Source organism: Pseudomonas sp. LBUM1672 (genome assembly GCF_059695655.1).
Map to the genome: position 1 here is coordinate 3,397,964 of NZ_CP166781.1, position 25,974 is coordinate 3,423,937.

Here is a 25,974-nt window from a genome sequence, read left to right on the forward strand (position 1 = left end):
AACTTCTATAGTTGTTGTGGACATGAATCAGCCGCGGTGACGCCATGGAAGACATTTTCGTTGTGAAGCGTTGCAACAAGATCATCATTCATGGCCGCCGGGCCGGAGAGGCCGGCCACCCGCCACCCGACGCTGCGGAGTTTTATCGAATCTTCGACACCCGCACCTTGGGCTTCTGCGGTGACGACTACGATTGTGAAGAAGATGCCCAACGTAAATGCCTACAGCTCAATGCCAAGTCACAAGTGACGGCCCGACAAGCCTGAAGTCCGGGTCTATACTGAAATCAGCTGAAGGAACGGCGACCCCATCGGCAGAAAGCTCGCACACAGCGGGCTTTTTGCTGCTATTTGCCAGGTTTCTTGAACGGAGGTGTTTGCCATGTCCGAAAAAGAGTCCATCACCACCCTGCTCACCCTGCTCGACTCCCGCCAGGCTCGACTTGCCGCTGCGTGCAAGGAGATTGCCGACTGGGTAGATCATCAAGGAGGGCACCCGACAGCCCTCAGAATTCGTGACCGCCTGAACGACATCGAGAAAGACGCGCCACTGATTCGAAATACCCTGTCTTCGTTAAAACCTGTCGATCCCCCTCTTCCGCGGTTCAGATGATCCGATCTGGACGCGCGATTCGAGAAAGGGCCTGATACAGGGAGTATGAACGGCGACCTCATCGTCACCGTGCTCGTGCCTGTCTGATTATCTTGTGTTGCACCCGCACCCGGCCTGGCGCCGGGCTTTTTTTTGCGACCGTCTTTTCACGTAATGTTCACAACACACGCCTTACAGTGAACCACTCCTTTGAGAAATACCCTGGTCTGCCCGCATGCAGACCTTTTTTTTGCCCGCCAGTCAGCCGGCGAACGTCACTGACTGCTGGAGGTCAAACAATCACACGTCACGAAGGAGACGTTCCATGGTCACCCACTTCAAAGTTGGCGGGCATCTGGCCTGCGGTCACAAGGGCAGCAATCTCACCTCAAGCAGCGAATTGACCCGCGTCAAGTGCAGAAGCTGCCGAAACACCGACGCGTTCAAGGACGCGCGCAAAGCCGAACGTAATGCAGCACGCCGTGCTGCGCGCAAGGCCAAAGTCACTCACACCGCCAATGATTGGCGCGCAGCCTGGGTAGAACGGCTTACTGCCATGGCCGGGCGGCAAAGATTACCTCGTGGTTTTACTGGCCAGCCTTTTGTTTAGAGGGCTGATTCGATACCTGGGTCGACTTTGCTCGACCCAGTCCTGTCGATGTCTCGGGCGTATTCATGCTCGCGGGCTCCATGATTTCAGCGAGCGACATGCGCTTGAACGCTTCAAACAACCTCCTCCCCTCTTCGGGCGCACAAGAAATGGCCAGGCGCATGGTCGCTTCACCGAGTTGCCAGATCAGAAAGGCACAATCCGTAACCCGCTGTGCATCGCGACCTGGAAAAACCCGCAACATCGCATCGGCTAGTATTCCGCCCGCCACACGACTCTCCTCCAGCTCCAACGCCAACAACTGCTTGTCCGCCTGCATGCCTGACCAGATATCACGCATCGCGGGCTCGGCCTGAACGATTTCGTAATACTGATCCAGCAGGTTCGAAAAAGCATCCGCCAACCCTTGGGCATCCTCAACCGCCACCAATAACTCTTCGATACAACGACGGCTGGCAGCGTTATAGCGCTCGGCCAGCGTGCGAATGACCGAGCTCTTGTCGGGAAAGTACTGATAAAGCGATCCGATCGAGATCTCCGAGCGCTCGGCAATTTCGCTCATCTTGACCTGGTCGCTGCCCTTGGTCGCGATCAGTTGAGTCGCCACGGCAAGAATCCGCTCCTGCCGCTCACGACTGCGTTGTTGAGTGGGATTGCGTCGGCTCGGCTCTGAAACAGATGGCTCAAGCCCGGCGGCGACTTTCTTTGGCACTGGTGTGATTCCGTTAACAACATGACAAGCACTCACCTTAGCACTAGCCACGGATGCCCCCAAGCGGTTGTGTCCGTACGTCGGCTTCCTTTCTAAGGTTGGTTGACGAAATAACGTGAGGGATTATCATCTTTTTAACGTGAGTATCACTCACATTAAAAAGATGGAGATGAACGCGATGAAATCCACTCAAGACACTTTCCTCGTTCTCGGTGCGACCGGTAAAACAGGAAGCAGGGTCACTCAACAGCTCAAAGCCTTGGGGTTGCCTGTGCGCCTCGGGTCGCGCAATGCGAATCCGCCCTTCGACTGGGAAGACCGGGCGACTTGGGATGCAGCGCTTGATGGCGTTCACGCGGTTTACATTTCCTATCAACCGGACCTCGCCGTTCCGGGTGCCGTCGAGACAGTCCGGGCGTTCACCGACTTGGCCATCAACAGCGGTGTCGGCAAACTGGTTCTGCTATCCGGACGCGGCGAGGTCGAAGCGGAAGAAGCCGAACGCGTGATTCAGAACAGTGGTGTCGACTGGACGATCCTGCGGGCCAGCTGGTTTTTCCAGAACTTCAGCGAGGCGCATTTTCTGGAACCGATTCTTCAGGGAGAACTGGCCCTGCCCGTCGGCAATATCGCGGAGCCCTTCGTTGATGTGGATGACATTGCAGAAATTGCCGTCGAGGCTCTGACCCAACCCGGACACTCACGCCAACTCTATGAATTGACCGGACCTCGCGCGCTGACGTTTGCCGAGGCGGTCAGTGAGATTGCTCAAGGGACCGGGCTCGAGATCGGCTTCGTCGCTGTTACGCCGTATGACTATCGGCAGGCGCTGGAACAGGCACAACTTCCAGCCGAGCTTATCGACCTGGTGCTGTATCTCTTCACGACGGTGCTCGACGGACGCAACACACCACTGTCTGATGGCGTTCAGCGCGCACTGGGCCGGCCAGCGCGAGATTTCAGCGATTATGTGCGGCGCACGGCTGCTACCGGAGTCTGGCAGAAACAGGTTTGAGGTCGACGAGACGGCCTGTCAAAAAATCACGGAGCAGAAACGACAAAGGCCTGCATGAGAAAACTCATGCAGGCCTTTGATATGTATGGTGCCCGAAGCCGGAATCGAACCGGCACGCCCTTACGAGCGGGGGATTTTAAGTCCGCATACATATCTTTATAAATCATGCATTTATGATTCATATTTTTCCGCCAGCTCCGAAAATTACAGTACCTGGAACCCAATAAAATCGAGGACTCCAAAAGAATTGCGGAATGAGCTTTCGTCGTTTCCACGAGCTATGCCGATCGACTGAATCGTCTCTTTGCCCCCCATCCATGGGGGGGAGTCCTCGTAGGATATGAAACAGACTACCGAGGAAGCCAACTCAAGTTCATTGGAGAGCTGACCAATGCATATCCTTATTGTCCAGGCACACAACGAGTCGCAGTCGTTTAACGCAGCCATGAAGAATCTCGCGGTCCAAGAACTACTGGCACAAGGACACTCCGTTGAGGTTTCTGACCTGTATGCCATGGGATGGAATCCAATCGCCAGCGCCGCCGACTTTGGCAGCCGCGCCAATCCTGAGTACCTGATCTATGCCTTGGAGCAGCGTCACAATCACTCGCAGAACACGCTTGCACCCGATATCCAAGACGAGTTGGACAAGTTACTCAAAGCTGATCTTGTGATCTTCAACTTCCCAATTTATTGGTTCTCGATGCCAGCGATCATGAAGGGCTGGATAGACCGGGTACTTATTTCCGGTGTTTGCTACGGCGGTAAGCGCTTCTACGACCAGGGAGGTCTGGCTGGCAAAAAAGCAATGCTTGCCATCACCATCGGCGGTCAACCTCACATGTTGGTCAAGGACGGCGTTCACGGTGAACTCAACGATATGCTCAAGCCCATCCTACGTGGCACGCTGGCGTATACTGGAATGGCTGTGTTGCCGACCTTTGTGGCGCATAATGTGCCGTACATCTCCTTGGAAGCCCGCGCAAACTTATTGGAGCAGTATCGTCAGCACTTGAGATCGCTGGACACGCTACAGACCGTTACATTCGTCTCACTTAATGAGTTTGACGAAAAATTGCATCCAGTTTCCGCTACGACCATCTAACTATGCTCGAACAGCCCATCGTTGATGTCCGCTTTGGGTCCAGGCTGTGTGAAAACGCCTGCGATTGTCTAATCTTCTGATCGTCGAGATCGTGGCGGGGACGATCATGAAGCGATTCATTGAAGGTGAGGCTCGGACGCAAGTCACGTTGCTGCCTGAGTGCTTGGACGATTACGTTGCCGAGGAAAATCCAGTGCGCGTGGTCGACGTTTTCGTCGATGAACTCGACTTGGGTGCACTTGGGTTTGAAGGTGTTTATCCTGCTGCAACGGGCCGTCCTGCCTACCATCCTGCGATCTTGCTGAAGATCTATATCTACGGCTACCTCAATCGGATTCAGTCCAGCCGCCGGCTTGAGCGTGAAGCCCAGCGTAACGTCGAGTTGATGTGGCTGACGGGCCGCTTGGCTCCAGATTTCAAAACTATCGCCGACTTTCGCAAGGATAACGGCAAGGCTATTCGGAGTGTCTGCCGGCAATTCGTAGTGCTTTGCCGCAACCTCAATCTCTTCTCCCAATCAATTATCGCCATCGACGGCAGCAAATTCAAAGCCGTGAACAACCGCGACCGTAACTTCACCCAGGGCAAGGTGAAGGCACGCATGCTGCAGATCGAGCAGAGCATTGATCGATATCTGGCAGCGATGGATTCGGCGGATCGGGCAACGCCCGAAGTCGCCGAGGCCAAAGCAGAGCGGCTTAAAGAAAAGATAGAAACACTGAAAAAGCAGATGCAGAAACTCAAGGAAATCGAGGCGCAGCTCCACGAAAGTCCAGACCAGCAGATCTCCCTCACAGACCCAGATGCACGCTCAATGGCCACGAGCGGTCGAGGCACCGGAACGGTTGGCTACAACGTACAAACAGCTGTCGACGACAAACACCACCTGATCATTGCCCACGAGGTGACCAACGTTGGTAATGATCGTGGGCAACTGAGCAATATGGCGAACCAAGCGCGTGAAGAAATCGAGGCTGAATCGCTAACGGTGGTGGCCGATCGGGGCTATTACAAAGGTCTGGAAATCCTTGCTTGCGAGCAAGCCGGCATCACTACCTTCGTACCGAAGCCCCTCACATCTGGCAGCAAAGCCGAAGGCCGATTTGGTAAGCAGGACTTCATCTACCTTGCTGCATCGGACGAGTATCGATGCCCGGCGGGGCAGTTACTGACTCGGCGGCATTCGTCGATGGAAGACGGCATGTTATTGCATTGTTACTACTTCTCGGGCTGCCAGTCTTGCTCAATGCAAAAGCAATGTACGACGGGTAAGGAGCGCCGTGTGAAACGCTGGGAACATGAGGCTGTAGTCGATGCGATGCAAGTTCGGCTAGAACATGATCCAGCGATGATGAGGGTTCGTCGACAGACCGTTGAACATCCTTTTGGAACGCTCAAGTACTGGATGGGAAGTACCCACTTCCTGACCAAAACCCTTCCGAGGGTGAGCACTGAGATGAGCCTTCATGTGCTCGCCTACAACCTCAAACGAATGATGAGCATCTTCGGCACCGCAGGACTGCTTGAGGCGATCAGGGCGTGAATCCAGCCGCTTGGCTCGCCCGTTGGTAGCCAATTGGGCCGCTGACGCGGCCCAATCGGCATTACAAACGTCTATGTAGCTGACTAAGCTAATTCGCGCTTCCGCCCGCTGATTCCATAGGCAACCCTCGCGACTCTCAGTTTTCGAGGTGTTTAGCGCGTTTTCACACAGCCTGGGTCGTTTTCTGCCCATCGCGACAGGCCGCAAACGACTCAAAGCGGGCATTTGACATTAAGTACTCGATAACTAACTTTTCACTGTGGCTCCAATTCTGACCATAAACAACTGCGGCCAATGCCGGCCATTAACGTTCCGTAATCTTCAAATTTACAGACATTCACCTCAGTCTGGCTCGTCCACGTTGCCTCACACTCTTCGCACACCCACAGCAAAATTTTTGTAGAGCGAACCCGCATTGCTCGAACGTAACCTTGGCCGCACCTTTGGCACTCAATCAGCATGTAAATAATCTCTGACAGGACTTCGGTGTAGTTTAATCCGATTGACCGCTTTTGGCCGTTATCTGCCACTCGTGAAATCGTAGTCCTTACAGAGACGTTGATAAATACGGCAGGTCCATTTGGAGGCGAGTGTCGATAGCGCAGCGACCCTTGCATCAGTTTCACTCGCGCACTACCGCGATGGGGTGAACATTGCCCAATGAGGCTACTTTCGCCTGAAGCAGTCATTCGCTTATCCATTGCTTACCCTCTCTGTTCGTTCAATGCCCCCCGGCGTGGGGGGGCGCCAAGGGTATCGAACTCACTATTTTTGAGCTGTGCAGGTAGCGGTGTCATCAATCGCGTTGCCTCTATTAACGACTTGAACATTCAAGTGACAGCGCGGAGTGACAGCAGTTACAGCACCGACAGTGACGAGATGCAGCCACCCGAGATGCCAAGTAAATCTTGAAAATCTCGGCTTCTGCGAACTGTCGTGCATCGCTCCACCCTTCTCGCATACCCAACAACATCAAGAGAATAAAAAATGGCTAAGCATCCCGTCGTTGTCTATGGCGCCAGTGGTTACACCGGCATGCTCATTATGGATTGGCTGATCGATCAAAACATTGCGTTTACAGCTGTGGCGCGCGATGCCGGGCGTACCCGTGAAATGATGGCGCAGCGTGTGGTGCGACTGGAGTCTGCCACCTACGAAATCATTGAAGTTGACCATACGGTCGAGTCGCTGACCCAAGCGTTCCGGGGTGCCAAGGTTGTGTGCAATACCGTAGGGCCGTTCGCTAAATTCGGGCTCACCACAGTCGAAGCGGCGCTTAATGCCGGCTGCCATTACCTGGACACCACCGGCGAGCAGTCGTACGTGCGTAGTGTTCGCGATCAGTTTGGAGAGCGCTTCGCCCAGGCCGGCTTGTTGGTTTCGCCATCACTGGCTTACATGAATACCTTCTCTGAGATCGCTGCCGAATTGGCGCTCGAACACCCTGGCATCGACTCGCTTGAAACCTCGGCATTGTGCCGTGGCCAACGCGGTGTTGGTGCTGGTGTAACGGTCGGCTCCACGGCTTCGATCTTCGAGATGTACCGCGCCGAGCATTGCTACCTGTGGGACAAAAAACTGGTGGCACACCCGGTCGATGCTTCGTTCCTGATCCCTTCGCCCCACTTCATGCAACCCGTGTTCGCCTTGCCATGGGGCGGCACTTCGTTGCCGATCTATTTCGAGAATGATCCGCGCGTTCGTTCCTGCGTTTCCTGCGTCGGTTTCTATGACAATGACGCAATGAAGATGGTGCATTCGCTGCATAAGAAGTGGGAAGCCGAATACAAGCATCTTCCGATTGATGTCCAGGATGAGGTACTCAAAGACATCGTTCAGGCGACGACCCCGGCGATGCCACCACGCGAGCGCACGACTTTAATGCGTACGGTCGACACAGCAATCGGCCGTGGTCAGCTCTCGGCCGTGCGCGCAGAAGTTCTCGGTACTACTGCTTACATTGCCACTGGCGCCTTGCAAGCCGCGGGCGTGATCAAACTGCTCGACGGTGACACCGCCAAAGTGGGCTTCGCATCGGGCTCCAAGGCATTCGGTCACCGCTACCTGCTGGGCTTCTGCGAAGAGCGCGGTTTGGCTCGCGCCGTTGTCACCAAGCTCTGATCAGCAACATAGCGGAACGTCGCGCCAGCCCGCTGGCGCGATCCGCACAAGTAAAGGTTTCGATGGAATCGGCAGGTGTTCAGGCCTGAATCAGGCAACCCAGACACGTCACGCTCAACCAGTCGACTCAAGAATACCCAGCATGTAGGCACGGTCCACCACATGCCTGCGGGTTCCCGCATGAAATTTCCCGTACAGGTTTTTCAGATGCCACTTCACGGTTTCATCACCGACATTCAGTGCCAGGGCTATCTGCTTGTTCGTAAGGTTGCGTGCCAGCAACTGCAGCACCTCGCGCTCTTTTGGCGTCAGCAGTCGGCTGGGAGAAACGCCTGCGCCAGCAGGCTCCGGCCGGCGAACCGGAACGGACGGGTTGGTTTCCTCCGCAGCTATCGGAGCATCGTTTTGGCGGACCTTCTGCGCCCACGTGACGAGATCGGGGTGGGTGTCCTGCAGGATACGCTGCAGACCGTAGGTATCGGCCAGGCTGATCGCTTCCAGCAAACAAGGCAGTCCATCCCCTCCTGAATCCTTGAGCGCCAATGCCTTGAGCAACTTGACCTGAACGATTTCACGACCGTGCTGCAGACGCTCGGCAAGCTCGTTTGCGACGGCGAGCACGCTCAGCATCGCCTGCCAATCGCGCTGAACGAGATACGCATAGGCATTACTCACCCCGGCTAACAGAGCCAACTCCTGCCCCAGCAGGCCGTGCTGCTGACGAGCAACATTTGGCATCAGCGCATCCAGCCGTCGCCAGAGAGACTGGCAAGAATCGCCTCGGCCATGCAACGCATGCAGGCGAATTTGCTCACCCAGCGAAACCATGCAAAAACGCGCGATGCCCCGCTCTTCGCCGAGCGCGAACAAGGCCGTCAGCAAGTCATGGCTGCGATGTGGCTGACTCTGCAATGCAGCCAGACGTGCTGCCGTGAGAAAACCCATTGCAATGGCATCCGGCGACGCCAACCGCTCGACGACATCCAATCGATTGGCGAGGACCGTTGTGGCCTCAAGGATCTCACCGCGTTCCAGAAGCACCGTGGCCAGCCCACAGGCCAGCATCACCGCCACCGAACTGCGGCGGCCGATATCCTGTTCGGCGCGCAGCAAGCTCTTGCGAAAAGCCGCCTCGGCCGGCGGCATACGTCCTTCGTACAAGTAGGTCATGCCGACGACCCACTCACCGTAGCCGCGGATGCCATCTAGCCCGGGCGTCCACTCATAATGCGGCGCGCGCTGGAAGATGCGCCGGGCCTTTTCCGGTTGGCCCTGGAACAACGTTATGCGGGCGACCAGGTTGGCAACGATGGCTTGTAACTTGATCGAACCGGACGCCAGTTTGTCCATCCACGGAGCCAGCAGTGCCATTGATTCGTCTGGCTGGTCGGCAAAGTAGGCGGCAGCGGCCGCTATCGCCGCCGCTTCGCAGCGCGTTTCGTCATCCGCGGCCGGATCCTGTTCGATGCAGGCGATCAACCTGGCCGCCTCCACATGACGCTCGCTCATCGCCAGGGCCCAGGCTGCCGCCAGAGACAGGCGCGGGCGGGACTCCACTTCCTCGGCAGGCAGCTCTTCGATCCACTCCAGCACCCGGCTGAACTGACCGCGCAACATGACCTCGTAGAGGCATTGTTCGATCATCGAATAGCCTTGGATGGCTTGCCCGGCTTGCAAGTATTGCCGCGCTGCCTCCTCGAAAAAAGCATTGGCCTCCAGCCAGTTCGCTGCACGCTCATGGAGGTCCTTTCGTTGCGCCTGCGGGAAGCCACGAAAACGGCTCTGCAAGAACTCTCTGGCCAAGGGATGGAAGCGAACCCAATCGCTGTCGACCCCTTCGGCGAAGATAGGCGTTGAGGCGCATAACTCATGCAGCACTTCCCCTGCCCGCTCACTGCCGGTAAGCGCGGCGCATAGTGAAGGGTGAACGACTTCCAAAAGGGAAAGAGAGGTAATGAAATCGACTTGTTCGGCAGACAGGCGGGTGATCAGCCTGTCGACGAAATAACCCTGGATATCACCGGAACAGGCCGAGAGATCCTCGACGGCGGTTTGCAGATGGGCACTCTTCTCGATCGCCGCAATCGCCAGTTGCAACCCCAGCGGCCAACCTTCAGTGATTTCATGCAGGCGCAGGCACAGATCAGCGTCGATGCGTGCTCCGAAACGGTTGCTGAGCAACGCGACGGTTTCTTCGACGCGGAATCGCAAGGCATCCACCGCGACCCGGACGTAGAGCCCTCTGGCCACCAGGTCAGCGGTGTTGAGGTTCAAGCGACGACGCGAAGACATGATGATGCGCAGGTTGGCCGGGGCATTGTGTATCAGGTAAGTAAGACAATGGCGGGCGGTGGACTCCGGCAATGTGTCCGCCTCATCAAGGATCATTACCGCCTCGCCGCCGAGGTCGGCCACTTCCGCCAGCCAGTGGGTCAGCCCTTCCAGTTCGTCGCGACCATGGCCGGATGTTCCATCGCTGGTACTTGTAAAGGACTGCCGGCCGCTGCCCAACGCCATGGCCGCCGATAGCCCAAGGGCGAGACGGCTGCCATCGTCACGCGCATCCAGGGTCAGCCAGGCAACCACGGCCCCGCGCGACAAAAACTCCCGTCGCCACTGCGCCAACAGCATCGTCTTGCCGAAGCCGGCCGGCCCCTGCACGCTGATCGCCATCTTGTCCGCCAGTTCGGGTGCATCAATGCTCAGTCGATCGCGAAACTGCGCGCCCCTCTGGCTGCGCGGAGGGGTTGTCTTGAGCACCAGTTCAGGCTCTATGCGATCCACGTTGGCGATGCCTCTCTACAATCCGTGCACGGTGTGAAAGAGACTGGGCATCGATGGTTGATGCCATCCATGCCCTACTCAGCTAGTTGTTCCAAGGGTGAAGGTCTTGCGTATAGACGATAGCCCCGGAACGGCTTACGCGGCTTCATTTATTGAACGCGATTACACCCCAAACTCAATCCGGCAGCGCAAAGCCTGCGGTCAGCCCGCCGTCCACGGTGTGGCACGACCCATTGATATAAGCGGCCTTGTCCGAGGCTAGCCATGTCACCAGGTTGGCGACATCCTCCGGAGTGCCTGCACGGCCACCTTGGGGAATCATAGCCTCTAACATGGCCTGCTCGTTCTTGCTGAGGTTATCTTCGGTCATGGCGGTGCGGATGTAACCGGGGGCAATGGCGACGCTGCGAATGTTCTGCCGTCCATGCTCCAGCGCGCAAGCCTTGGTCAGTCCGACGACGCCATGCTTGGCAGCCGTGTAGTGTGGCAGAGTCGCCATGCCCACCAGGCCATCCACCGACGCCGTGTTGATGATAACCCCGCCGCCGTTGGCCAGCATGGCCGGAATCGCCGCCCGGGCGCAGAAGAAAACGCCGTTCAGATTGATATCGATGACACGACGCCAGTCGGCCACGGAGACTTCGGCTGTCCGCCCGCGAACCCCGCAGATACCGGCGTTGCTGAACAGTACGTCTACACGCCCGAATTTGCTGACCGCTCTGTCGACCATGGCCTGGCAGGCCGCTTCATCGGCGACGTTGGTGGTAACAGCGATCGCGTTGTCGCCAATCACTTCAAGGGTCTCGCGCAACCCTTGTTCATCGACGTCCGCCAGCACCAGATGCGCACCCAGGCGGGCAAACTGAATGGCTGAAGCACGACCAATGCCGTTGGCGGCGCCCGTAACGATGACAACCTTTCCGGTAAATTCCACGGTCAATCTCCTCACTCATGCCAGATGGTTTTTATTGTTCACCGCCAAACTATCCCTCCGCCTGCCTCTGGGCTTGTCCTTGCAAGCACAAGTCTTGTCCCAAGCACGACGGCGCCGCGCAAGGTCGATTTGTCCCGGCGCACTCGACTTGTTATCAGCTCGCTTATAGTGCAATTACAAACGTCGAGCATTGTGGATACTGGCCATCACGTAAATGGAGGAGTCGCTATGAGTACCGATATTGTTATCGCCGGAGTAGGCATGGTGCCCTTCCGAAAACCGGGTCAGTCGCAAAACTACGATGTCATGGGCGAACAAGCCACGCGGGCGGCGCTCAAGGATGCCGGCATCGACTATGCGCTGATCGAGCAAGCATTCTGTGGCTACGTCTACGGGGATAGCTGCGCGGGACAGACGGCGCTCTATCGGGTGGCTATCAGCGGCATTCCGATTTTCAACGTCAACAATAATTGCGCCAGTGGCTCTTCGGCGTTTGCCCTGGCGGTCCAGGCCGTTCGTGGGCAACAAGTCGAATGCGCACTGGCGCTTGGGTTCGAACAGATGCCCGCGGGCGCCATTGATATGGTCTTTCCCGAAAAGGTGAGCCCACTGGCGCGGCACTCGGATGTCATCGCCAACCTCATGAACCTCAGTGACGAGGAGCGCGATACACCGCCGGCGGTCTGCATGTTCGGTGCCCAGGTCGATGCCATGCTGGAGATGGGCGTGACCGAAGAGACCTTGGCCGAGGTGTGCGTCAGATCCCGCGAGCACGCTGCCCATAATGACAACGCCATTTTTCGCACACCCTTGACGGTCGAAGAGATCCTAGCGACGAAGCCGATTTTTCGCGGGTTGCGCAAAAACTTCGCCTGCCCACCGAGCTGTGGCGCCGCTGCGGTAATTGTCTGCACCCCGGAATTTGCCCGCGCTCATGGCATACGCTCTGACGTGCGCCTGGTCGGTCAGGGCTGGTGCAGTGACCAGCGCAGCTTCTTTGAAGGCAGCATCATGGATGTCATGTTTCAGGCACTAAGCCGAACTGCGGCCAACAAGGCTTATGAAGACGCCGGCATCGGTCCGACGGATGTCGACGTCATCGAGTTGCACGACTGTTTTGCGAGCAATGAATTGGCTACTTACGTCGCACTGGGCTTGTGCAAGCAGGAAGAGTTGAATGACTTTGTTGCGTCCAGACGCGGTACCTATGGCGGCCAATGGGTGATCAACCCGTCGGGCGGCCTGCTGGCAAAGGGTCACCCGTTGGGTGCGACGGGGCTGGCCCAACTGACAGAACTGACCTGGCAGCTACGTGGCGAGGCAGGTGCACGACAGGTCCCGGGGGCAAGGGTCGCGTTGCAGCACAACGGTGGCCTGGGCAGTGCCGGATTCGTGCACATTCTCAAGAAGTATTGAAACCACGGTCGAATTGCAGATACCAAGAGGAACTCATTTTGATGGCACTACTGAAACTCCTGTGCATCGGCGTCTATGTTCTCGGCGTCGCAAGTGCCGTGGGCTTGCTGCCTGCTGCATGGTCATTCTGGAAAACCATCGCCGCGGTGCTGTTGCTCGCGCATCTGCTTGAGGTGATCGTTATGTTCAAGTACGTCAAGCGCTACCGGGGCTCGCTGGGAGCAAGTCTGGTCCTGACGCTGCTGTTCGGTTTTCTGCACTGGAAGCCCTTGATGCAAGCCAAAGAACGCGCCTGAACATCAGATGTGTCCATCTTCCGATGGGATTGCGCAGCGACAATGCCATCGGTATGAGCTTAAAGAGGTACAGATTGTGAATTGCACGATTTCCACGCTGGACGGCAAGCGCCGCAAGCTCGACGGGGGTGTGATGTTCGGCAGTACCCCACGTGAGTCCTGGGCCAGCTGGGTCACGCCAGATCATGACAACCGGGTCGAACTGGCCTCTCGCGGGTTATTGGTGCAGCAGGACGGGCGCAATATCCTCGTCATGGCCGGTGCCGACGCCCTGCTCGCCCCTGCGCCACGCACCTGTCGTTGCCAGCCGGGAAGCCCCGGACTGCTGGATTCCCTGGGTCGGTATGGCCTGAATGAGCACGACATCCATGTGGTGCTGCTGACGCATCTGCACGCTCGATTACCAGCCGATCTCAGCGCGCTGATCAAGGAAGGCGAGACACCTCGCCTGCTGTTTCCCGCGGCGCGCTATCTCACCAGCAAGCGCCATTGGACACGGGCAAGCCAACCCCACCCGCGGGACCGGGCGCTGTTTGTTCCGCAGATACTGCGGCAACTGGAAAGCAGTGGTCGGCTGGCGCTGATCGAAGGGCCCGACTGCGAGGAGCTCGGCACTCGTTGGCGTTTCCATGTCAGCGATGGCTACACCCCTGGGCAACTATTGCCGGAGATCGACATGCCGGGCGGCCCAGTGATTTTTGCCGGTGACCTGGTACCAGGGCTGCGATGGCTGCAATTGAGCGTGACCAGCGCCTACGACCGCAACCCTGAATCCCTGATCGACGAAAAAGAAAGTTTACTGGATCACCTGGTGGCCAGCGGTGGCCGGTTGATCATGCCGCGTGACCCCGAGGTCGCGATGATCAGCGTCATGCGTGACCGGCAATCGCGGTATGTGCCATTCGACCCGTATCAGGTGCTCAATGGCTTCGACACTTGATCTCGATTGCGTTCTGCCCTGCCTTGTCAGCGCTCCAACCCAAGGCTCTGGCGATATTGGCTCGGTGCCATACCGGTCCAGCGCTTGAAGGCACGGGTAAAGTTGCTGACTTCGGAAAAACCCAGGGAAAAGGCAGCCTCGGTCACTGACACCGAGCTGCGCGACATGAAGGCCAGCGCATTGGTGCGCCGTGTATGGTCGAGGATTTCCTGAAAACTGGTGTCCCTGGCTGCGAGCTTCAGTTGCAAGCCGCGAGTACTGATGTGCAGCCGCTCAGCCACACGATCCTTGTTCAGGACACGCGAGGACAATTCACTGCTGACAATGGCCCGGACGCGATTGACGATATCGCCCCGTTCGATTCGCTGAAGATATTCCATCACCGTGCGGTCATGGCTCAATGCTAGCTCTTCGTTGGCCCCCGGGAGCCGCTTGTCCACCAGGTCCAGATCCATTGTCATCACGATCTCGGGCCGACCGAATTCGACGTCGCACTGGAAGTACTCGGAAAAGATCTGTGCCATACCTTCAGAGGCAGGCCGGATCAACTCGAGTGTCCGCAAACGGAAGCGGTTGCCGGAAATGGTCCGCAGAAGCGTAAAAATCATGGCGATGTAGGCGTCATGAGTTTCATGGCACACGTGCGCCCCCGCTACGCTTGAAGTGATGAGCTGGAACCTGTTGTTTCGTTCCTCCACCCGGATGTTGGCATTCTGCGAAATGACACGGTAGAGCGAACTCAGCCGTTGCGCGAAATCCCGTATCGAAATGCTGGCCAGCAGTGCAAAGCCCATCGCATGGAGATTGGCCGGGCGCAAGGTTTCACCGGCCCGCAGGCCGAAACACGGATCTTTTGTCGCCTGTACAGCCGCGGCATATAGCTTTGCGATCGTTTGATTATCGATGCGCAGCATCGGATCAGTGGTTGCAGGCAACATCACTCCACAGGCGCGGAACACCTGATCCGAGCTTGCACCTTGATTTTCCAGCGCTTCGGCAATCGCAATGGCATAGGCACCAATGATCGATGAGCCAGGGTTTGGCGTGACCGGCGCAACGCTGTCTTTCAGCGTCCGATGCACTTCAATGACATCGTTGTACTCATTGCTGTTCGTCACGGTACACCCCTCTGATTGTCCAACTCGGCAATGAGCGCTTTTTGCCTGGACTGACGGGACCATTTTAGGCACCTGCGTATGCAGTAATTTTGTTAATGCACGCCAAACATTTGTGATTGAATGCCGTTTATGGCAGCCACGTCATCAAGGAGAAGTGGTTATGACGCCGTACATGCGCGGCTGGGTGCTGCAGGGCTTCGCGAACCTGATCGAAGAACTGGGTGGCGACGTGGCGGGTTACGAAAAACGCTTCCAACTGCCGCTGCAAGGGCTTGATCAAAGTGAAGTACCCATTCCAGGCTCAGCGCTGATCCGCTTGATGGAAGCTTGCGCCGATGACCTGGAATGTCCGGATTTCGGTATTCGACTCGGTACGGTGCAGGGGCGCGCTCCCCTTGGTCCGGTGATGCTGGCATTGACTCAATGCGCCACCGTTGGCGAGGCGATCGGCGCGGCTGCGCGCTTCATCAGCCTGCTCAACCCCGCCGTGGAGCTCAAATGTGAAGGCATCGCCAGCGGGCTGCGACTGACCTATCAGATCAAAGTGCCCAGAGTGGGTATCGCGCGCCAGTTTGAGCAATGGTGCCTTATGGCGGGCGTCGGTGTTTTTCAGATACTGGCCGGTGCCAATGCCCGGCCGCGAGGGATTTTCTTCACCCATGCCCCCTTGCTATCGAAGGATTACTACTCTCGTACCTTCGGTTGTACCTCCAGATTCTCGCAAGCTAATTTCGGGCTCGAATTTTCTGCAAGTGATACTGCGCGCCCGATGGACGGCAACGATCCGGAGATGAAAGCCCTCGTCACCGACTATCTGGAACGGATTGCCGACGCGTCCGGGCTCGACCTCGAACACCAGCTGGACGCGCTGATTCGTAAACTGCTGCCGACCGGCCGTTGCACCCTCGACACCATCGCCAGCCACTACTTCGTCAGCGTGCGAACCCTTCAGCGGCGCCTGGAAGATCAAGGGTTGGCATTCGAGAAACAGGTGGACGACATCCGCCGCGAACGTGCGGCCTTGTACCTCAGTGATCCGACATTGCGAATCTCACAAGTGGCGTTGTTGCTCGGTTATGCCGAACAAAGCTCGCTATCACACGCGTTCAAGCGCTGGTATGGAATGTCGCCGAGTGCCTGGCGCCGCGTTCAACCGACCTCACTTCAGGCTGTGTGACATCCAATCACAAATGTTTGTCGTGCATTAACAAACCATTGATGCGGAGCAGTTCTCAGAATAAGCCAGCCAAAATCGGCTGGATGACTTCGTCCGCATCAATGGAGAACAACAAGAATGACATTGCCCCAAATGAGCCGTGCAGGCGTCGCACGCAGACTTGAGTCTTCCCTCTGCGTCGTGCTCGGTTTACTCATGGCTACGACGGCAGTTGCCCAGTCCTACAAAACCGATATCCCGTCTTCGATCGTGACTCCCGAAACCCTCGATACACGGCTAGGCACCCTGCGCTTCACCGACGGTTTCCCGGATGAGGCGACCGTGCAGAAGGTCTATGACAACCTCGATTTCCAACGCGGCGTACAGGCGTTTATTTCGACGATTCCCGCCGCCTCACAAGTGGCAATGCGCAGGGGCCTGCGATCGCTCGGTCCAGACAACGGAACGCTGTTCATCACCGAGACCCTGATGGACTCCCGATCGTTGTTCCTGACGGGCAATAGCGAAAGTGTCTACGCCTCAGGATGGATCGATCTGAAGAACGGACCGGTCGTGATCGAAAGCCCACCCAATACCCTCGGCTTCGTCGACGACTTCTGGTACCGCTACGTCACTGACCTCGGTAACGCCGGGCCTGACAAGGGCCAAGGCGGCAAGTACTTGTTGCTTCCTCCGGACTATGAGGGGCAAGTGCCTGAGGGTTACCACGTCTTCAAATCCCGAACCTTCAACAACTGGTTCGCCAGCCGCGGTTTTGTGGTGAACGGCGACCCGAAACCTGCGGTCGAGAGTTTCAAGAAGCAGTTGCGCATCTATCCGCTTGCGCAGGCCGCCAATCCACCGGCGGCGACCTTCGTCAACATCTCCGGAAAAACGATCAACACCATCCATTCCATGGACTTCGCGTTCTTCGAAGAGGTCAACGAGGTGGTGCAGGAAGAGCCGAACGCGGCGCTCGATCCGGAGACACTCGGCCTGCTCGCCGCCATCGGCATCGAGAAAGGCAAGCCATTCGCGCCGGACGCGCGGATGAAGAAAATTCTCACCGAAGCGGCGTCGGTCGGCAGCGCTACGGCGCGGGCCGTTGCCACCAGGCCCCGTTCGCAGGATGCCTTTCACTACCCCAACAGTGGGTGGCGCAAGCTGTTCGCCGGCGGTGACTATCGATTCCTGCAAGACGACGTCCGCCAGCTCGACGCACGCTTGTTCTACTTCTTCTATGCCACCGTTAATACGCCCGCGCTGGTCAGGAAGATGGTCGGTGTCGGCTCGCAATACGCCGCAGCATTTGTCGACGCCAAAGGTCAGCCACTCGATGGCGCCAAGAACTACCACCTGCATTTGCCCCCAAACATTCCGGCGAAGAACTTCTGGTCGGTCGTGCTCTACGACAATCAGACGCGCTCGATGCTGCAGACCGACCAGCAGTTCCCGAGTATCGGCAGCCAGCGCAAAGGCATCGTGATCAACCCCGATACCTCGGTAGACCTGTACTTCGGTCCCAAGCCGCCACCCGGCAAGGAAAGCAACTGGGTGCAGACCCTTCCCGGCAAAGGCTGGAACACCCTCTTCCGTCTCTACGGCCCGCTCGATGCCTGGTTCGACAAGACCTGGCAACCGGGTGAAATTGAAGAGATCAAGTGAGCCTCTGGCGCGGACAATGTAAGGAATCAATCAATGAACATCAGACTTGCAACCCTGATGCTGCTCGGTGCCTCCACGGTGTCGTCGGCATTCGCCCAGACCTACAAAACGGACATCCCGCCTTCGATCGTGACCCCCAATAGCCTCGAGACGCGGCTCGGCACCCTCAGTTTCACCGACGGTTTCCCGGACGAGGCGACCACGCAGAAGGTCTACGACAACCTCGACTTCCAGCGCGGCGTGCAAGCATTCCTCACGGCCATGCCGGCGGCTTCGATGTCGGCGATACGCAAAGGCATCACCCAATTCGGACCGGCCAACCAGACCGTTGCGCTGTTTGAGAACCTGATGGACGCCAAGTCGCTGTTCCTGACGGGCAACAGCGAAAGCATCTACGGCTGGGCCTGGATCGACCTCAAGGACGGACCGATCGTCATCGAAAGCCCGCCCAACACGCTCAGCATCATCGACGACTTCTGGTTTCGTTACGTCGGCGACCTCGGCAACGCCGGACCCGACAAGGGCAAGGGCGGCAAATATTTACTTCTGCCTCCGGGATACGATGGCCCTGTGCCGGAAGGCTACTTCGTGTTCAGGTCACCGACCTTCGGCAACTTGTTCATCACCCGGGCGTTTCAGGTCAATGGCGACCCGAAACCTGGCGTCGAGAACATCAAGCAGAACCTGCGTATCTATCCGCTGGCGCAGGCCGCTACCCCGCCGACGACGAATTTCGTCAATGTCTCCGGCAAGGCGTTCAATACCATCCACGCCATGGACATCAACTTCTTCGACGAGGTCAATGAAGTGGTGCAGGAGGAACCGAATGCGGCGATGGACCCGGAAACGCTGGGCCTGTTGGCTGCTATCGGCATTGAAAAAGGCAAACCCTTCGCACCTGACGAGCGGATGAAGAAGATCCTCACCGACGCCGCAGCCGTTGGCAGCGCCACGGCACGCACGCTCACCTTCCGCTCGCACATCAAGGATTCGTATCTCTATCCGGACAGCGCCTGGGGTACGCCCTTCATCGGTGGCGGCCATCGCTACGAGCGTGACGGCGTTCGCTTGCTCGACTCACGCACGTATTTCTACTTCTACGCCACCGGCAATACACCGGCGATGATCGCCAAAATGGTTGGCGTCGGGTCGCAGTACGCATTGGCCTTCGTAGACGCCAACCAGCAGCCCCTCGATGGAGCCAAGACCTACCGGCTGCACCTGCCGGCCAATATCCCGGCGAAGAACTTCTGGTCGGTCGTGCTCTACGACAACCAGACGCGCTCAATGCTGCAAACCGACCAGCAGTTCCCGAGTATCGGCAGCCAGCGCAAAGGCATCGTGATCAACCCCGACACCTCGGTGGACCTGTTCTTCGGTCCCAAAGCGCCGGCAGGCAAGGAAAGCAACTGGGTTCAAACCATGCCAGGCAAAGGCTGGAACACCGTGCTTCGTCTCTATGGACCTCTTGAGCCGTGGTTCGACAAGACTTGGCGGCCAGGCGAGATCGAGGAAGTGAAACCATGACTCCAGTTCGCACCCTGTCAAACAACTACACCAATGGGCTGTTCAAATCCGCCGCTTGCTTCAACGTGCTCGCAGGGCTTCCGTTGCTGGTGGCCATGGGTCCGGTTGCGGATCTGATGGGACTGGAAATCACGCCGACGTCTGCCCTGTTCATTCATCTCACCATGACGCTGGTGGTCATGTTCGGTGGGGTGTACTGGATGATCAGCGTCGATCCAGTGCGCTATCGCCCGTACATCCTGCTCGGGGTGCTCCTGAAACCTGTGTTTGTGATCCTCATCTATGGCCATTGGTTGGCAGGCAGTATTCCCTGGCCGCTGCCGGCCTTGGCATCGATGGACATTCTCTACGCAGCGCTGTTCTGGCGCTACTTGAGCAACACCCGATTTGCGCTGGCTAACCGCATTTAGCAGATCCCCCTCCCGACTTATCGAGCCCCTTCAAATAAGGGTCACAGGGACAAGTGCTGTGCCCGATTCGATAAGTCGGCGTTTTCGTAACGGATTACTCTCGGTCAATCGGTTGGAACAATAACAAGAGGAATTATCGATGTTCGATCTGGAGAAAATTGTCGAGCCTGTCCTGGGCCTTTGCGGTCTGGAAAGTGACTTGACGGAAGAAGAACGGGCCATTCAGGAAGTGGCGCACAGCTTCGCCAAGAACGTCATGCGCCCGATTGGCGCCGAGCTGGACAAGATGACTGCCGAGGAAGTGGTTGCGCCGGGCTCTCCCCTGTTCGACTACATGCGTCAGGTGCACGAATCCGGCCTGCTCGATCTGGGCGCACTGGCGGCCATGGACAGCCAGCAAAAGTCGCGCATCATGCCGATCATTTTTGAAGAACTTGGCTGGGGCGATTCGGGCCTGGCCATCGCCACACTGGCATCTTCGTTCCCGGCGTACGCGGCGCACAATTCCGGTAACCCGGAACTCATCGAGCGATTTGGCGGACTCCCCGGCTGCTGGCTCGCGACCCAGCCCGACCGTGGCAGCGACATCGTCGACATCGACGCCGACCTGGTTCAACGTGGCACCAAGCAATCGCGTGGCAACCTTTACGCGCGGGTCGACGGCGATGAAGTGATCGTTCAAGGCCAGTCCTCGGCGTGGGTTTCGTATGCGCCGTTGGCGGCGACTGCCTTGGCCTACATCCCTTGCGACTACGGTAATGGCCTGGAACATGGAAATGGCGCGGGGTTGAATCACATCGCCATTCTCATCCCCCTCGACCTGCCGGGTGTTTCGAAGGGCAAGCCGCTGGAAAAACTCGGCCAGCGTGCCCTGCCCCAGGGTGAGATCTATTTCAATGAAGTGCGTGTGCCTCGCAAATACGCCCTCGCCGAGGGTGAAGCGGCCATCACCAGTTTCTTCGGCGCCCTGACGTTCGGCAACATGGAAATGGCCGCGACCTTCACTGGCGTGGCCCGTGCGGCCTTCGAACATGCACTGGCGTATGTTCACGAGCGCAAGCAAGGCGGCACACCGATCATCAACCATCAGAGCGTGCAGCTGCGCACCTTCGACTTGTGGCAGAAGGTCGAGCTCTCGCGCGCGATTGCCCATCGCGTGTTCGCCTACAACTACAGCGAAAAAGGCCCTCACCTGCTGGCCTCGATCACCAGCAAGACCTATGTCACCGAGACTGCGTTCCAGGTAGCCAGCGAAGCGCTGCAATTGTTCGGCGGCAATGGCCTGACCAGGGAATACCCGATCGAGAAGCTCATGCGCGACGCCCGGGCATCGATGATCGAGGATGGTGAAACCAACGTGCTCAAACTAAAGGGCATGCGTTGGCTCAGCCGCGCCTACCAACGCGCCAACTGATTCCCCCAACGACCCAATCCACCACATTCCCGGGCTGCCATGAGTGCAGCCCGAGGATAACGCTGTGTCGAAAAAGCCAGTCGTTGTGGACACCTGTTTAATGGAGTGCATTTGCCATGCGGATCATCGATCACTTCGATAACGCAGTACGTTTTTACCCGCACAATCTGGCCTTCGTCGACGTTGGCAACGATGCCAGCGCGGTGACCTATGCCCAGGCGGCGCCCGTGACGCAAGCCATAGCCGGCGCAATCGCCCACAACGGCTTCAGTGCCGGTGGCCATGTCGGCGTTCTGGCCCCCAATAGCACTGTCGCCTTCCTGGCGCTGCTGGGCGTGTTCCGCGCACGTTGCGTCTGGCTGCCGGTCAATCCGCGCAACACGGTGGCGGCCAATGTTGATCTGTTCAATGATTTCGAAGGCGAGTTGCTGCTGTTTCATAGCACCTACGCCAATGAGGCGGCGCAACTGAAAGTGCGTTGCCCCGGGCTTCGGGAGCTTGTTTGCATTGACGGCGATTGCGGCGTCGGGACTTCCCTCGAAGCGTGGTCGCAAGGTGCTCCGGCGAGCTATACCCCCGCCGTCAGAACCGGCAGCCTGGACGATACCTTTGCCCTGTACCCCACCGGTGGCACGACCGGAAAATCGAAGGGGGTGATGATTACCCATCGCAACATCCACACCTTCTTCAGCAACTTCTACGCACACTTCGATTATCACGACTCCACCTGCCATCTGGTGGTGGCGCCAATGACCCATACCGCCGGCCTCACCGGATGCCTGCACTTCGCGCGTGGCGGGGCCAACGCGATCATGGCCGGCGCCGTCCCGGAAGCGGTTGCCGATGCGATCGAAAAATACCAGGTCACCCATCTTTTCCTGCCGCCGACTGTGCTGTACATGCTGCTGGCGTTGCCGGACATCCGCCAGCGGAACTACCGCTCGCTGAAGCATTTCCTGGTCGGTGCTGCACCGACGTCACTGGAAAAGCTCAAGGAAGCCGTGCAGGTGTTCGGCCCGGTTATGTCCGAGGCGTTTGGCCAGTCCGAAGCGCCGGCGGCGATTACCGCCAAGGCACCCTGGGACTACATCGACGCGGACGGCACCATCAATGAGGCGCGCCTGCAATCCATTGGCCGGCCCTGTGTACTCAACACCGTCGCCATTCTGAATGACGAAGGTGAGGAAGTGGCGCGTGGCGAGGCGGGGGAAATCTGCATTCGCGGCGATCTGGTGACGCCGGGCTACTTCAAGAATCCTCAGGCGACTGCCGAAGTCCGTCAACAAGGCTGGCACCACACCGGTGACGTCGGAGTCATGGCTGAGGACGGCTATATCACCATTGTCGACCGCAAGAAGGACATGATCATTACCGGTGGATTCAACGTCTATCCGAACGAGATCGAACAGGTACTGACCACCCATGACGCCGTTCAGGATTGTTCCGTCATCGGTATTCCTGACGACAAATGGGGCGAAGCGGTGAAGGCAATTGTCCAGCTTAAGCCGGGCAAGAGCTGCACGGGCGATGACCTGATTACATTGGTCAAGGACCGACTCGGAAGTGTCAAGACCCCCAAGAGCGTCGACTTCATCGAGCAATTGCCACGCAGCCCGGCAGGCAAGGTCCTGAAAACCGAACTGCGTAAAGCGTATTGGCAGGGTAAGACCAGGGCTGTGCACTGAGTACTCCCACGCCTACCACCGCCTATTTCAGCAACGACAACGGCATTGCGAGCAATCATGAAACTCGAACAGAAATACCCGGCAAAACGCGCCTTCGTGACAGGCGCCGCCAGTGGTTTTGGCCTAGCCATCTGCATGCACCTGGCAAGCAGGGGCTGGAAACTGCTGATCGCCGACATCAACGTGATAAGACTGGACCAGGCTGAGGCGCAGCTGCGCAAACACGGCGCCGAGACCTTCAGCATGGTGTTGGATGTCACCCGGCAGGAGGCTTTGCAGGAGGCCGCCAACACCGTCAAACAACTGTGGGGCGGCGTCGACCTGGTATTCAACAACGCGGGTATTGCCTCTGCGGGAATGATTGATGACCTGCCCCTGGAAGAGTGGGAAAAGGTCATCAACGTCGATCTGTGGAGCGTTATCTATGGCTGCCGGGCCTTCGTGCCTTTGCTGAAGAATCAGGGCGGCGGCTGCATTATCAATACCGCTTCGAGCGCCGGTACCTTGTCCGGGCCAGAAATGTCGCCCTACAACGTGGCCAAGGCGGGTGTGGTGTCCCTGTCGGAGACCCTCAAGTCCGAGCTCAGTGGATTTGATATCGGCGTCACCGTGGTGTGCCCGACCGTGTTCGCGACATCGCTGGGCGACTCGCTTACCAGCGAGCGCGCTATGGAAAAGCGCCTGTTGGCCCAACTGAAAAAATCCCGATTCACCTCCGAGCACATTGTCGCCGATATGTTTCGCGCACTGGAAAAAGGCCGCCTCTACGTTATGACCCAGCCTGACGCCAAATGGGCCTGGCGCCTCAAGCGCTGGATGCCGGAAAGCTATTTCCGCCTGATTGCCTACCTGTACCGCAATCGCAAGTGGCTTTACGCCGAGCAGAACTAGTTTCGGTTGGCAGCCATTCTGACATGACCCCGTCCCTCCCCCCCCATCAAAGGGGGGGAAAGAACATTTGGATCGGGTCATTTTTTGTGCTGAACAGTTAGATGCTCCAAAGAGTCTCCAACACTACTCGCAAGCAGGTAGATGAGATGAAAACAATAATAATGTTCTCTGCAATTCTGTTGCTGGCCGCCACCCCCATCCTCATCGACGTTCTGAGTGCTTTTCAGATAAAGCCGCAGCAACTGACGGCAAATGAATGCCAGTCAAATCACTACGCCTGTTTCAGGCCAGAAGTGAGTTTTTCTTCGTTGCGTTGATTCACTCATCACTTTGATAACCACAAATGAGAACGCCTGTGAATCTCCGACCCTTTTGGCTGGGAACCAGTCTCGCTCTATGGGTTGCTGCTGCGTATGCCGATGCGCCTGCTCAACCGACGGCCGTATCTGAGTTTCGCCCCGGTCTGTTGACCGGTTATCTGTCGCCTGAATCCTTACCCGACAGCCGCGCATTGCTCCCTGCCCCTCCCGAGCAGAACTCCGCAGACATGGCGCGTGACGAAGCGATTTCTCGCGCTGCCCTCGACTTACGGGATACACCGCGATGGGCGCTGGCAACCGCCGACAACGATCTGCGATTTCCGCAGGCCGCCGAGACATTCAGCTGTGCGTTGAATGCCCCGATTAGCAGCGACGACACACCCTACCTGTATCAACTCTTGCGTCGCTCGCTGACGGATGCCGGACTGGCAACCTATGCAGCCAAGAATTTCTACGTTCGCACACGCCCCTTGATGGTGAATCAGGCACCTATCTGTGCCCCGGACGCGGGCCCCTTGAAAAAAGACGGATCCTACCCGTCCGGACACAGCGCCGTCGGCTGGGCATGGGCACTGATCTTGTCCGAGATGGCACCTGAACGTACCGATGCCCTTCTTGCACGGGGTTTTGCCTATGGCCAAAGCCGGGTGATTTGCAACGTACATTGGCAGAGCGACGTCGACGCAGGGCGGCTCATCGGTGCAGCCGCAGTCGCCCGTCTGCACGCTGATCCTGTATTCCTCGACGATCTGGATATCGCCAAGCGGGAACTCGCTGCGGTACGTGCGAAAGGCCTGAAACCGGCACGTGACTGCCAAGCAGAGACACAGTCGCTCGCCACCCGCCCTTAGTGGCGCTCCTCCATACAGCAGGAAACATTCATATGAGCAACGCAACAATGGCCATCGTCGGTGACGTAGCAACCGTCACGCGCGCCGAACTGGGCTGGTCATTCATCCGCTGGGGTCTTGGCTTGTTCATTACCGGTTTCGTCGTTGGCTTCATCCCGATCCTGCACTACATGGTCGGCGCCCAGCAGGGAGATGTCGGACCGGTATTTCTGAAGAACGTCACGCTGTGGTGGGGCTGCCCCGCGGTCCTGGCCGAGATGACGCTCAAAATCGGCAGCCTTGGCATGATCGCTATCGGGTTGTGCTACCTGGCCACGATCCGTCAAGGCGCTATGCCGAGCGTTTCCAGACTCGAGCGCATCGCCGCCAGGCTCTGTGCATATGGCCTTATCGCCGAACTTGTGGCAGCCGGCGTGGGCTTTTACGTGGGCAACAAGATCTGGCCGAATTTCTATTTCGAACCGGTGCAAGCCGGAAAGAACCTATGGCTCGCTGCGCAGGGAATCAGCATCCTCGTCTATTTTGTCGGTGTTTGTTATGCGGTCTCTGGCGTGCGCAAAGCGGCGGCGCAACGGTGATGACCAATTATCTGCGCAAGTGGCTCTGGCAAAACGGACGTTGGCAGGCCATTGCCTGGGTCTGCGGCATTACAGCCTCGGCATATTGGGTCTATTCAGGCATGCCGATGATTTGCCATTGAGTGAGTGAATAGCTCGAGACCTACCACAAACCAGAAGCCCGGCAGCATATCGCATGCCGGGCTTCTTTTTTTACCGGATTCCCACAAGCGTGACGCCGGAGCTGCGGGCCCCTGTAGGAGCGAGCCTGCTCGCGATGTGGCCGGCACATCCAACAGCACTGGCGACTGAC

At 57.7% G+C, this 25,974-nt stretch carries 23 protein-coding genes; 19 read left to right on the forward strand and 4 right to left on the reverse strand.

Annotated elements, in window-relative coordinates; genetic code table 11:
• Positions 1 to 44 precede the first annotated feature (44 nt).
• The 3 genes from ACA053_RS15425 (at position 45) to ACA053_RS15435 (ending at position 1,201) form a co-directional block, all read left to right on the forward strand.
• On the forward strand, positions 45 to 266 hold the full coding sequence (locus ACA053_RS15425; protein ID WP_109631885.1) for a hypothetical protein: 222 nt from the start codon (positions 45 to 47) through the stop codon (positions 264 to 266).
• A 115-nt stretch (positions 267 to 381) separates the two neighbouring features.
• Entirely contained in the window at positions 382 to 612 is a 231-nt protein-coding gene (locus ACA053_RS15430; RefSeq protein ID WP_010460746.1) for a hypothetical protein, read from the forward strand.
• A gap of 304 nt (positions 613 to 916) precedes the next feature.
• On the forward strand, positions 917 to 1,201 hold the full coding sequence (locus ACA053_RS15435; RefSeq protein ID WP_497311664.1) for a hypothetical protein: 285 nt from the start codon (positions 917 to 919) through the stop codon (positions 1,199 to 1,201).
• On the opposite strand, the gene ACA053_RS15440 is transcribed toward ACA053_RS15435, so the two are convergent.
• Positions 1,179 to 1,913, reverse strand: a complete 735-nt coding sequence (locus ACA053_RS15440; protein ID WP_497392988.1) for a TetR/AcrR family transcriptional regulator — start codon at positions 1,911 to 1,913, stop codon at positions 1,179 to 1,181. The two genes, ACA053_RS15435 and ACA053_RS15440, sit on opposite strands and share 23 nt — an antisense overlap.
• Before the next feature lie 178 nt (positions 1,914 to 2,091).
• Between ACA053_RS15440 and ACA053_RS15445 the strand changes: the two genes are divergently transcribed.
• The 4 genes from ACA053_RS15445 (at position 2,092) to ACA053_RS15460 (ending at position 7,697) form a co-directional block, all read left to right on the forward strand.
• Complete coding sequence (locus ACA053_RS15445; RefSeq protein ID WP_497392989.1) at positions 2,092 to 2,928, forward strand: NAD(P)H-binding protein; 837 nt, start codon at positions 2,092 to 2,094, stop codon at positions 2,926 to 2,928.
• Positions 2,929 to 3,319: 391 nt separating this feature from the next.
• On the forward strand, positions 3,320 to 4,033 hold the full coding sequence (locus ACA053_RS15450; RefSeq protein WP_497392990.1) for an NAD(P)H-dependent oxidoreductase: 714 nt from the start codon (positions 3,320 to 3,322) through the stop codon (positions 4,031 to 4,033).
• Positions 4,034 to 4,139: 106 nt separating this feature from the next.
• Positions 4,140 to 5,576 (forward strand): IS1182 family transposase, encoded by a 1,437-nt coding sequence (locus tag ACA053_RS15455; protein ID WP_497392991.1) that lies wholly within the window; start codon positions 4,140 to 4,142, stop codon positions 5,574 to 5,576.
• Between the two features lie 987 nt (positions 5,577 to 6,563).
• On the forward strand, positions 6,564 to 7,697 hold the full coding sequence (locus ACA053_RS15460; RefSeq protein WP_497392992.1) for a saccharopine dehydrogenase family protein: 1,134 nt from the start codon (positions 6,564 to 6,566) through the stop codon (positions 7,695 to 7,697).
• Between the two features lie 114 nt (positions 7,698 to 7,811).
• Here the strand turns inward: ACA053_RS15460 and ACA053_RS15465 are convergent, their stop codons facing one another.
• Both ACA053_RS15465 and ACA053_RS15470 read right to left on the reverse strand, forming a co-directional pair.
• Positions 7,812 to 10,457: a winged helix-turn-helix domain-containing protein gene (locus ACA053_RS15465; RefSeq protein WP_497392993.1), complete on the reverse strand. Its 2,646-nt coding sequence runs from the start codon at positions 10,455 to 10,457 to the stop codon at positions 7,812 to 7,814.
• A gap of 199 nt (positions 10,458 to 10,656) precedes the next feature.
• Complete coding sequence (locus ACA053_RS15470) at positions 10,657 to 11,415, reverse strand: SDR family NAD(P)-dependent oxidoreductase (RefSeq protein ID WP_497392994.1); 759 nt, start codon at positions 11,413 to 11,415, stop codon at positions 10,657 to 10,659.
• Between the two features lie 228 nt (positions 11,416 to 11,643).
• On the opposite strand from ACA053_RS15470, the gene ACA053_RS15475 reads away from it, so the two are divergent.
• The 3 genes from ACA053_RS15475 (at position 11,644) to ACA053_RS15485 (ending at position 14,067) form a co-directional block, all read left to right on the forward strand.
• Positions 11,644 to 12,831 (forward strand): thiolase C-terminal domain-containing protein, encoded by a 1,188-nt coding sequence (locus ACA053_RS15475; RefSeq protein WP_497392995.1) that lies wholly within the window; start codon positions 11,644 to 11,646, stop codon positions 12,829 to 12,831.
• A gap of 41 nt (positions 12,832 to 12,872) precedes the next feature.
• Positions 12,873 to 13,127, forward strand: a complete 255-nt coding sequence (locus ACA053_RS15480) for a hypothetical protein (RefSeq protein WP_497392996.1) — start codon at positions 12,873 to 12,875, stop codon at positions 13,125 to 13,127.
• A 133-nt stretch (positions 13,128 to 13,260) separates the two neighbouring features.
• Complete coding sequence (locus ACA053_RS15485; protein WP_403098587.1) at positions 13,261 to 14,067, forward strand: MBL fold metallo-hydrolase; 807 nt, start codon at positions 13,261 to 13,263, stop codon at positions 14,065 to 14,067.
• A 26-nt stretch (positions 14,068 to 14,093) separates the two neighbouring features.
• On the opposite strand, the gene ACA053_RS15490 is transcribed toward ACA053_RS15485, so the two are convergent.
• Entirely contained in the window at positions 14,094 to 15,185 is a 1,092-nt protein-coding gene (locus ACA053_RS15490) for an AraC family transcriptional regulator (RefSeq protein WP_497392997.1), read from the reverse strand.
• Positions 15,186 to 15,345: 160 nt separating this feature from the next.
• On the opposite strand from ACA053_RS15490, the gene ACA053_RS15495 reads away from it, so the two are divergent.
• The 9 genes from ACA053_RS15495 to ACA053_RS15535 all read left to right on the forward strand — a co-directional run bounded on the left by ACA053_RS15495 (position 15,346) and on the right by ACA053_RS15535 (position 25,682).
• A complete protein-coding gene (locus ACA053_RS15495; RefSeq protein WP_497392998.1) occupies positions 15,346 to 16,362 on the forward strand; it encodes an AraC family transcriptional regulator in 1,017 nt (338 codons plus the stop codon).
• A 117-nt stretch (positions 16,363 to 16,479) separates the two neighbouring features.
• Positions 16,480 to 18,006: a DUF1254 domain-containing protein gene (locus ACA053_RS15500; protein ID WP_497392999.1), complete on the forward strand. Its 1,527-nt coding sequence runs from the start codon at positions 16,480 to 16,482 to the stop codon at positions 18,004 to 18,006.
• A 33-nt stretch (positions 18,007 to 18,039) separates the two neighbouring features.
• Positions 18,040 to 19,533, forward strand: coding sequence for a DUF1254 domain-containing protein (locus ACA053_RS15505; RefSeq protein WP_497393000.1), 1,494 nt, complete (start codon positions 18,040 to 18,042; stop codon positions 19,531 to 19,533).
• Complete coding sequence (locus tag ACA053_RS15510; protein ID WP_497393001.1) at positions 19,530 to 19,943, forward strand: hypothetical protein; 414 nt, start codon at positions 19,530 to 19,532, stop codon at positions 19,941 to 19,943. The genes ACA053_RS15505 and ACA053_RS15510 overlap by 4 nt, the downstream gene beginning before the upstream one ends.
• A 139-nt stretch (positions 19,944 to 20,082) precedes the next feature.
• Positions 20,083 to 21,357, forward strand: a complete 1,275-nt coding sequence (locus ACA053_RS15515; RefSeq protein ID WP_497393002.1) for an acyl-CoA dehydrogenase family protein — start codon at positions 20,083 to 20,085, stop codon at positions 21,355 to 21,357.
• Positions 21,358 to 21,473: 116 nt separating this feature from the next.
• Positions 21,474 to 23,042 carry an AMP-binding protein gene (locus tag ACA053_RS15520; protein ID WP_497393003.1) on the forward strand — a complete coding sequence of 523 codons (1,569 nt, stop codon included), beginning with the start codon at positions 21,474 to 21,476 and terminating at the stop codon, positions 23,040 to 23,042.
• A 57-nt stretch (positions 23,043 to 23,099) separates the two neighbouring features.
• Positions 23,100 to 23,933, forward strand: coding sequence for an SDR family NAD(P)-dependent oxidoreductase (locus ACA053_RS15525; RefSeq protein WP_497393005.1), 834 nt, complete (start codon positions 23,100 to 23,102; stop codon positions 23,931 to 23,933).
• 547 nt (positions 23,934 to 24,480) lie between these two features.
• On the forward strand, positions 24,481 to 25,104 hold the full coding sequence (locus ACA053_RS15530) for an acid phosphatase (RefSeq protein WP_497393006.1): 624 nt from the start codon (positions 24,481 to 24,483) through the stop codon (positions 25,102 to 25,104).
• A 32-nt stretch (positions 25,105 to 25,136) separates the two neighbouring features.
• Positions 25,137 to 25,682, forward strand: a complete 546-nt coding sequence (locus ACA053_RS15535) for a hypothetical protein (RefSeq protein WP_497393007.1) — start codon at positions 25,137 to 25,139, stop codon at positions 25,680 to 25,682.
• The last annotated feature ends 292 nt before the right edge of the window (positions 25,683 to 25,974 follow it).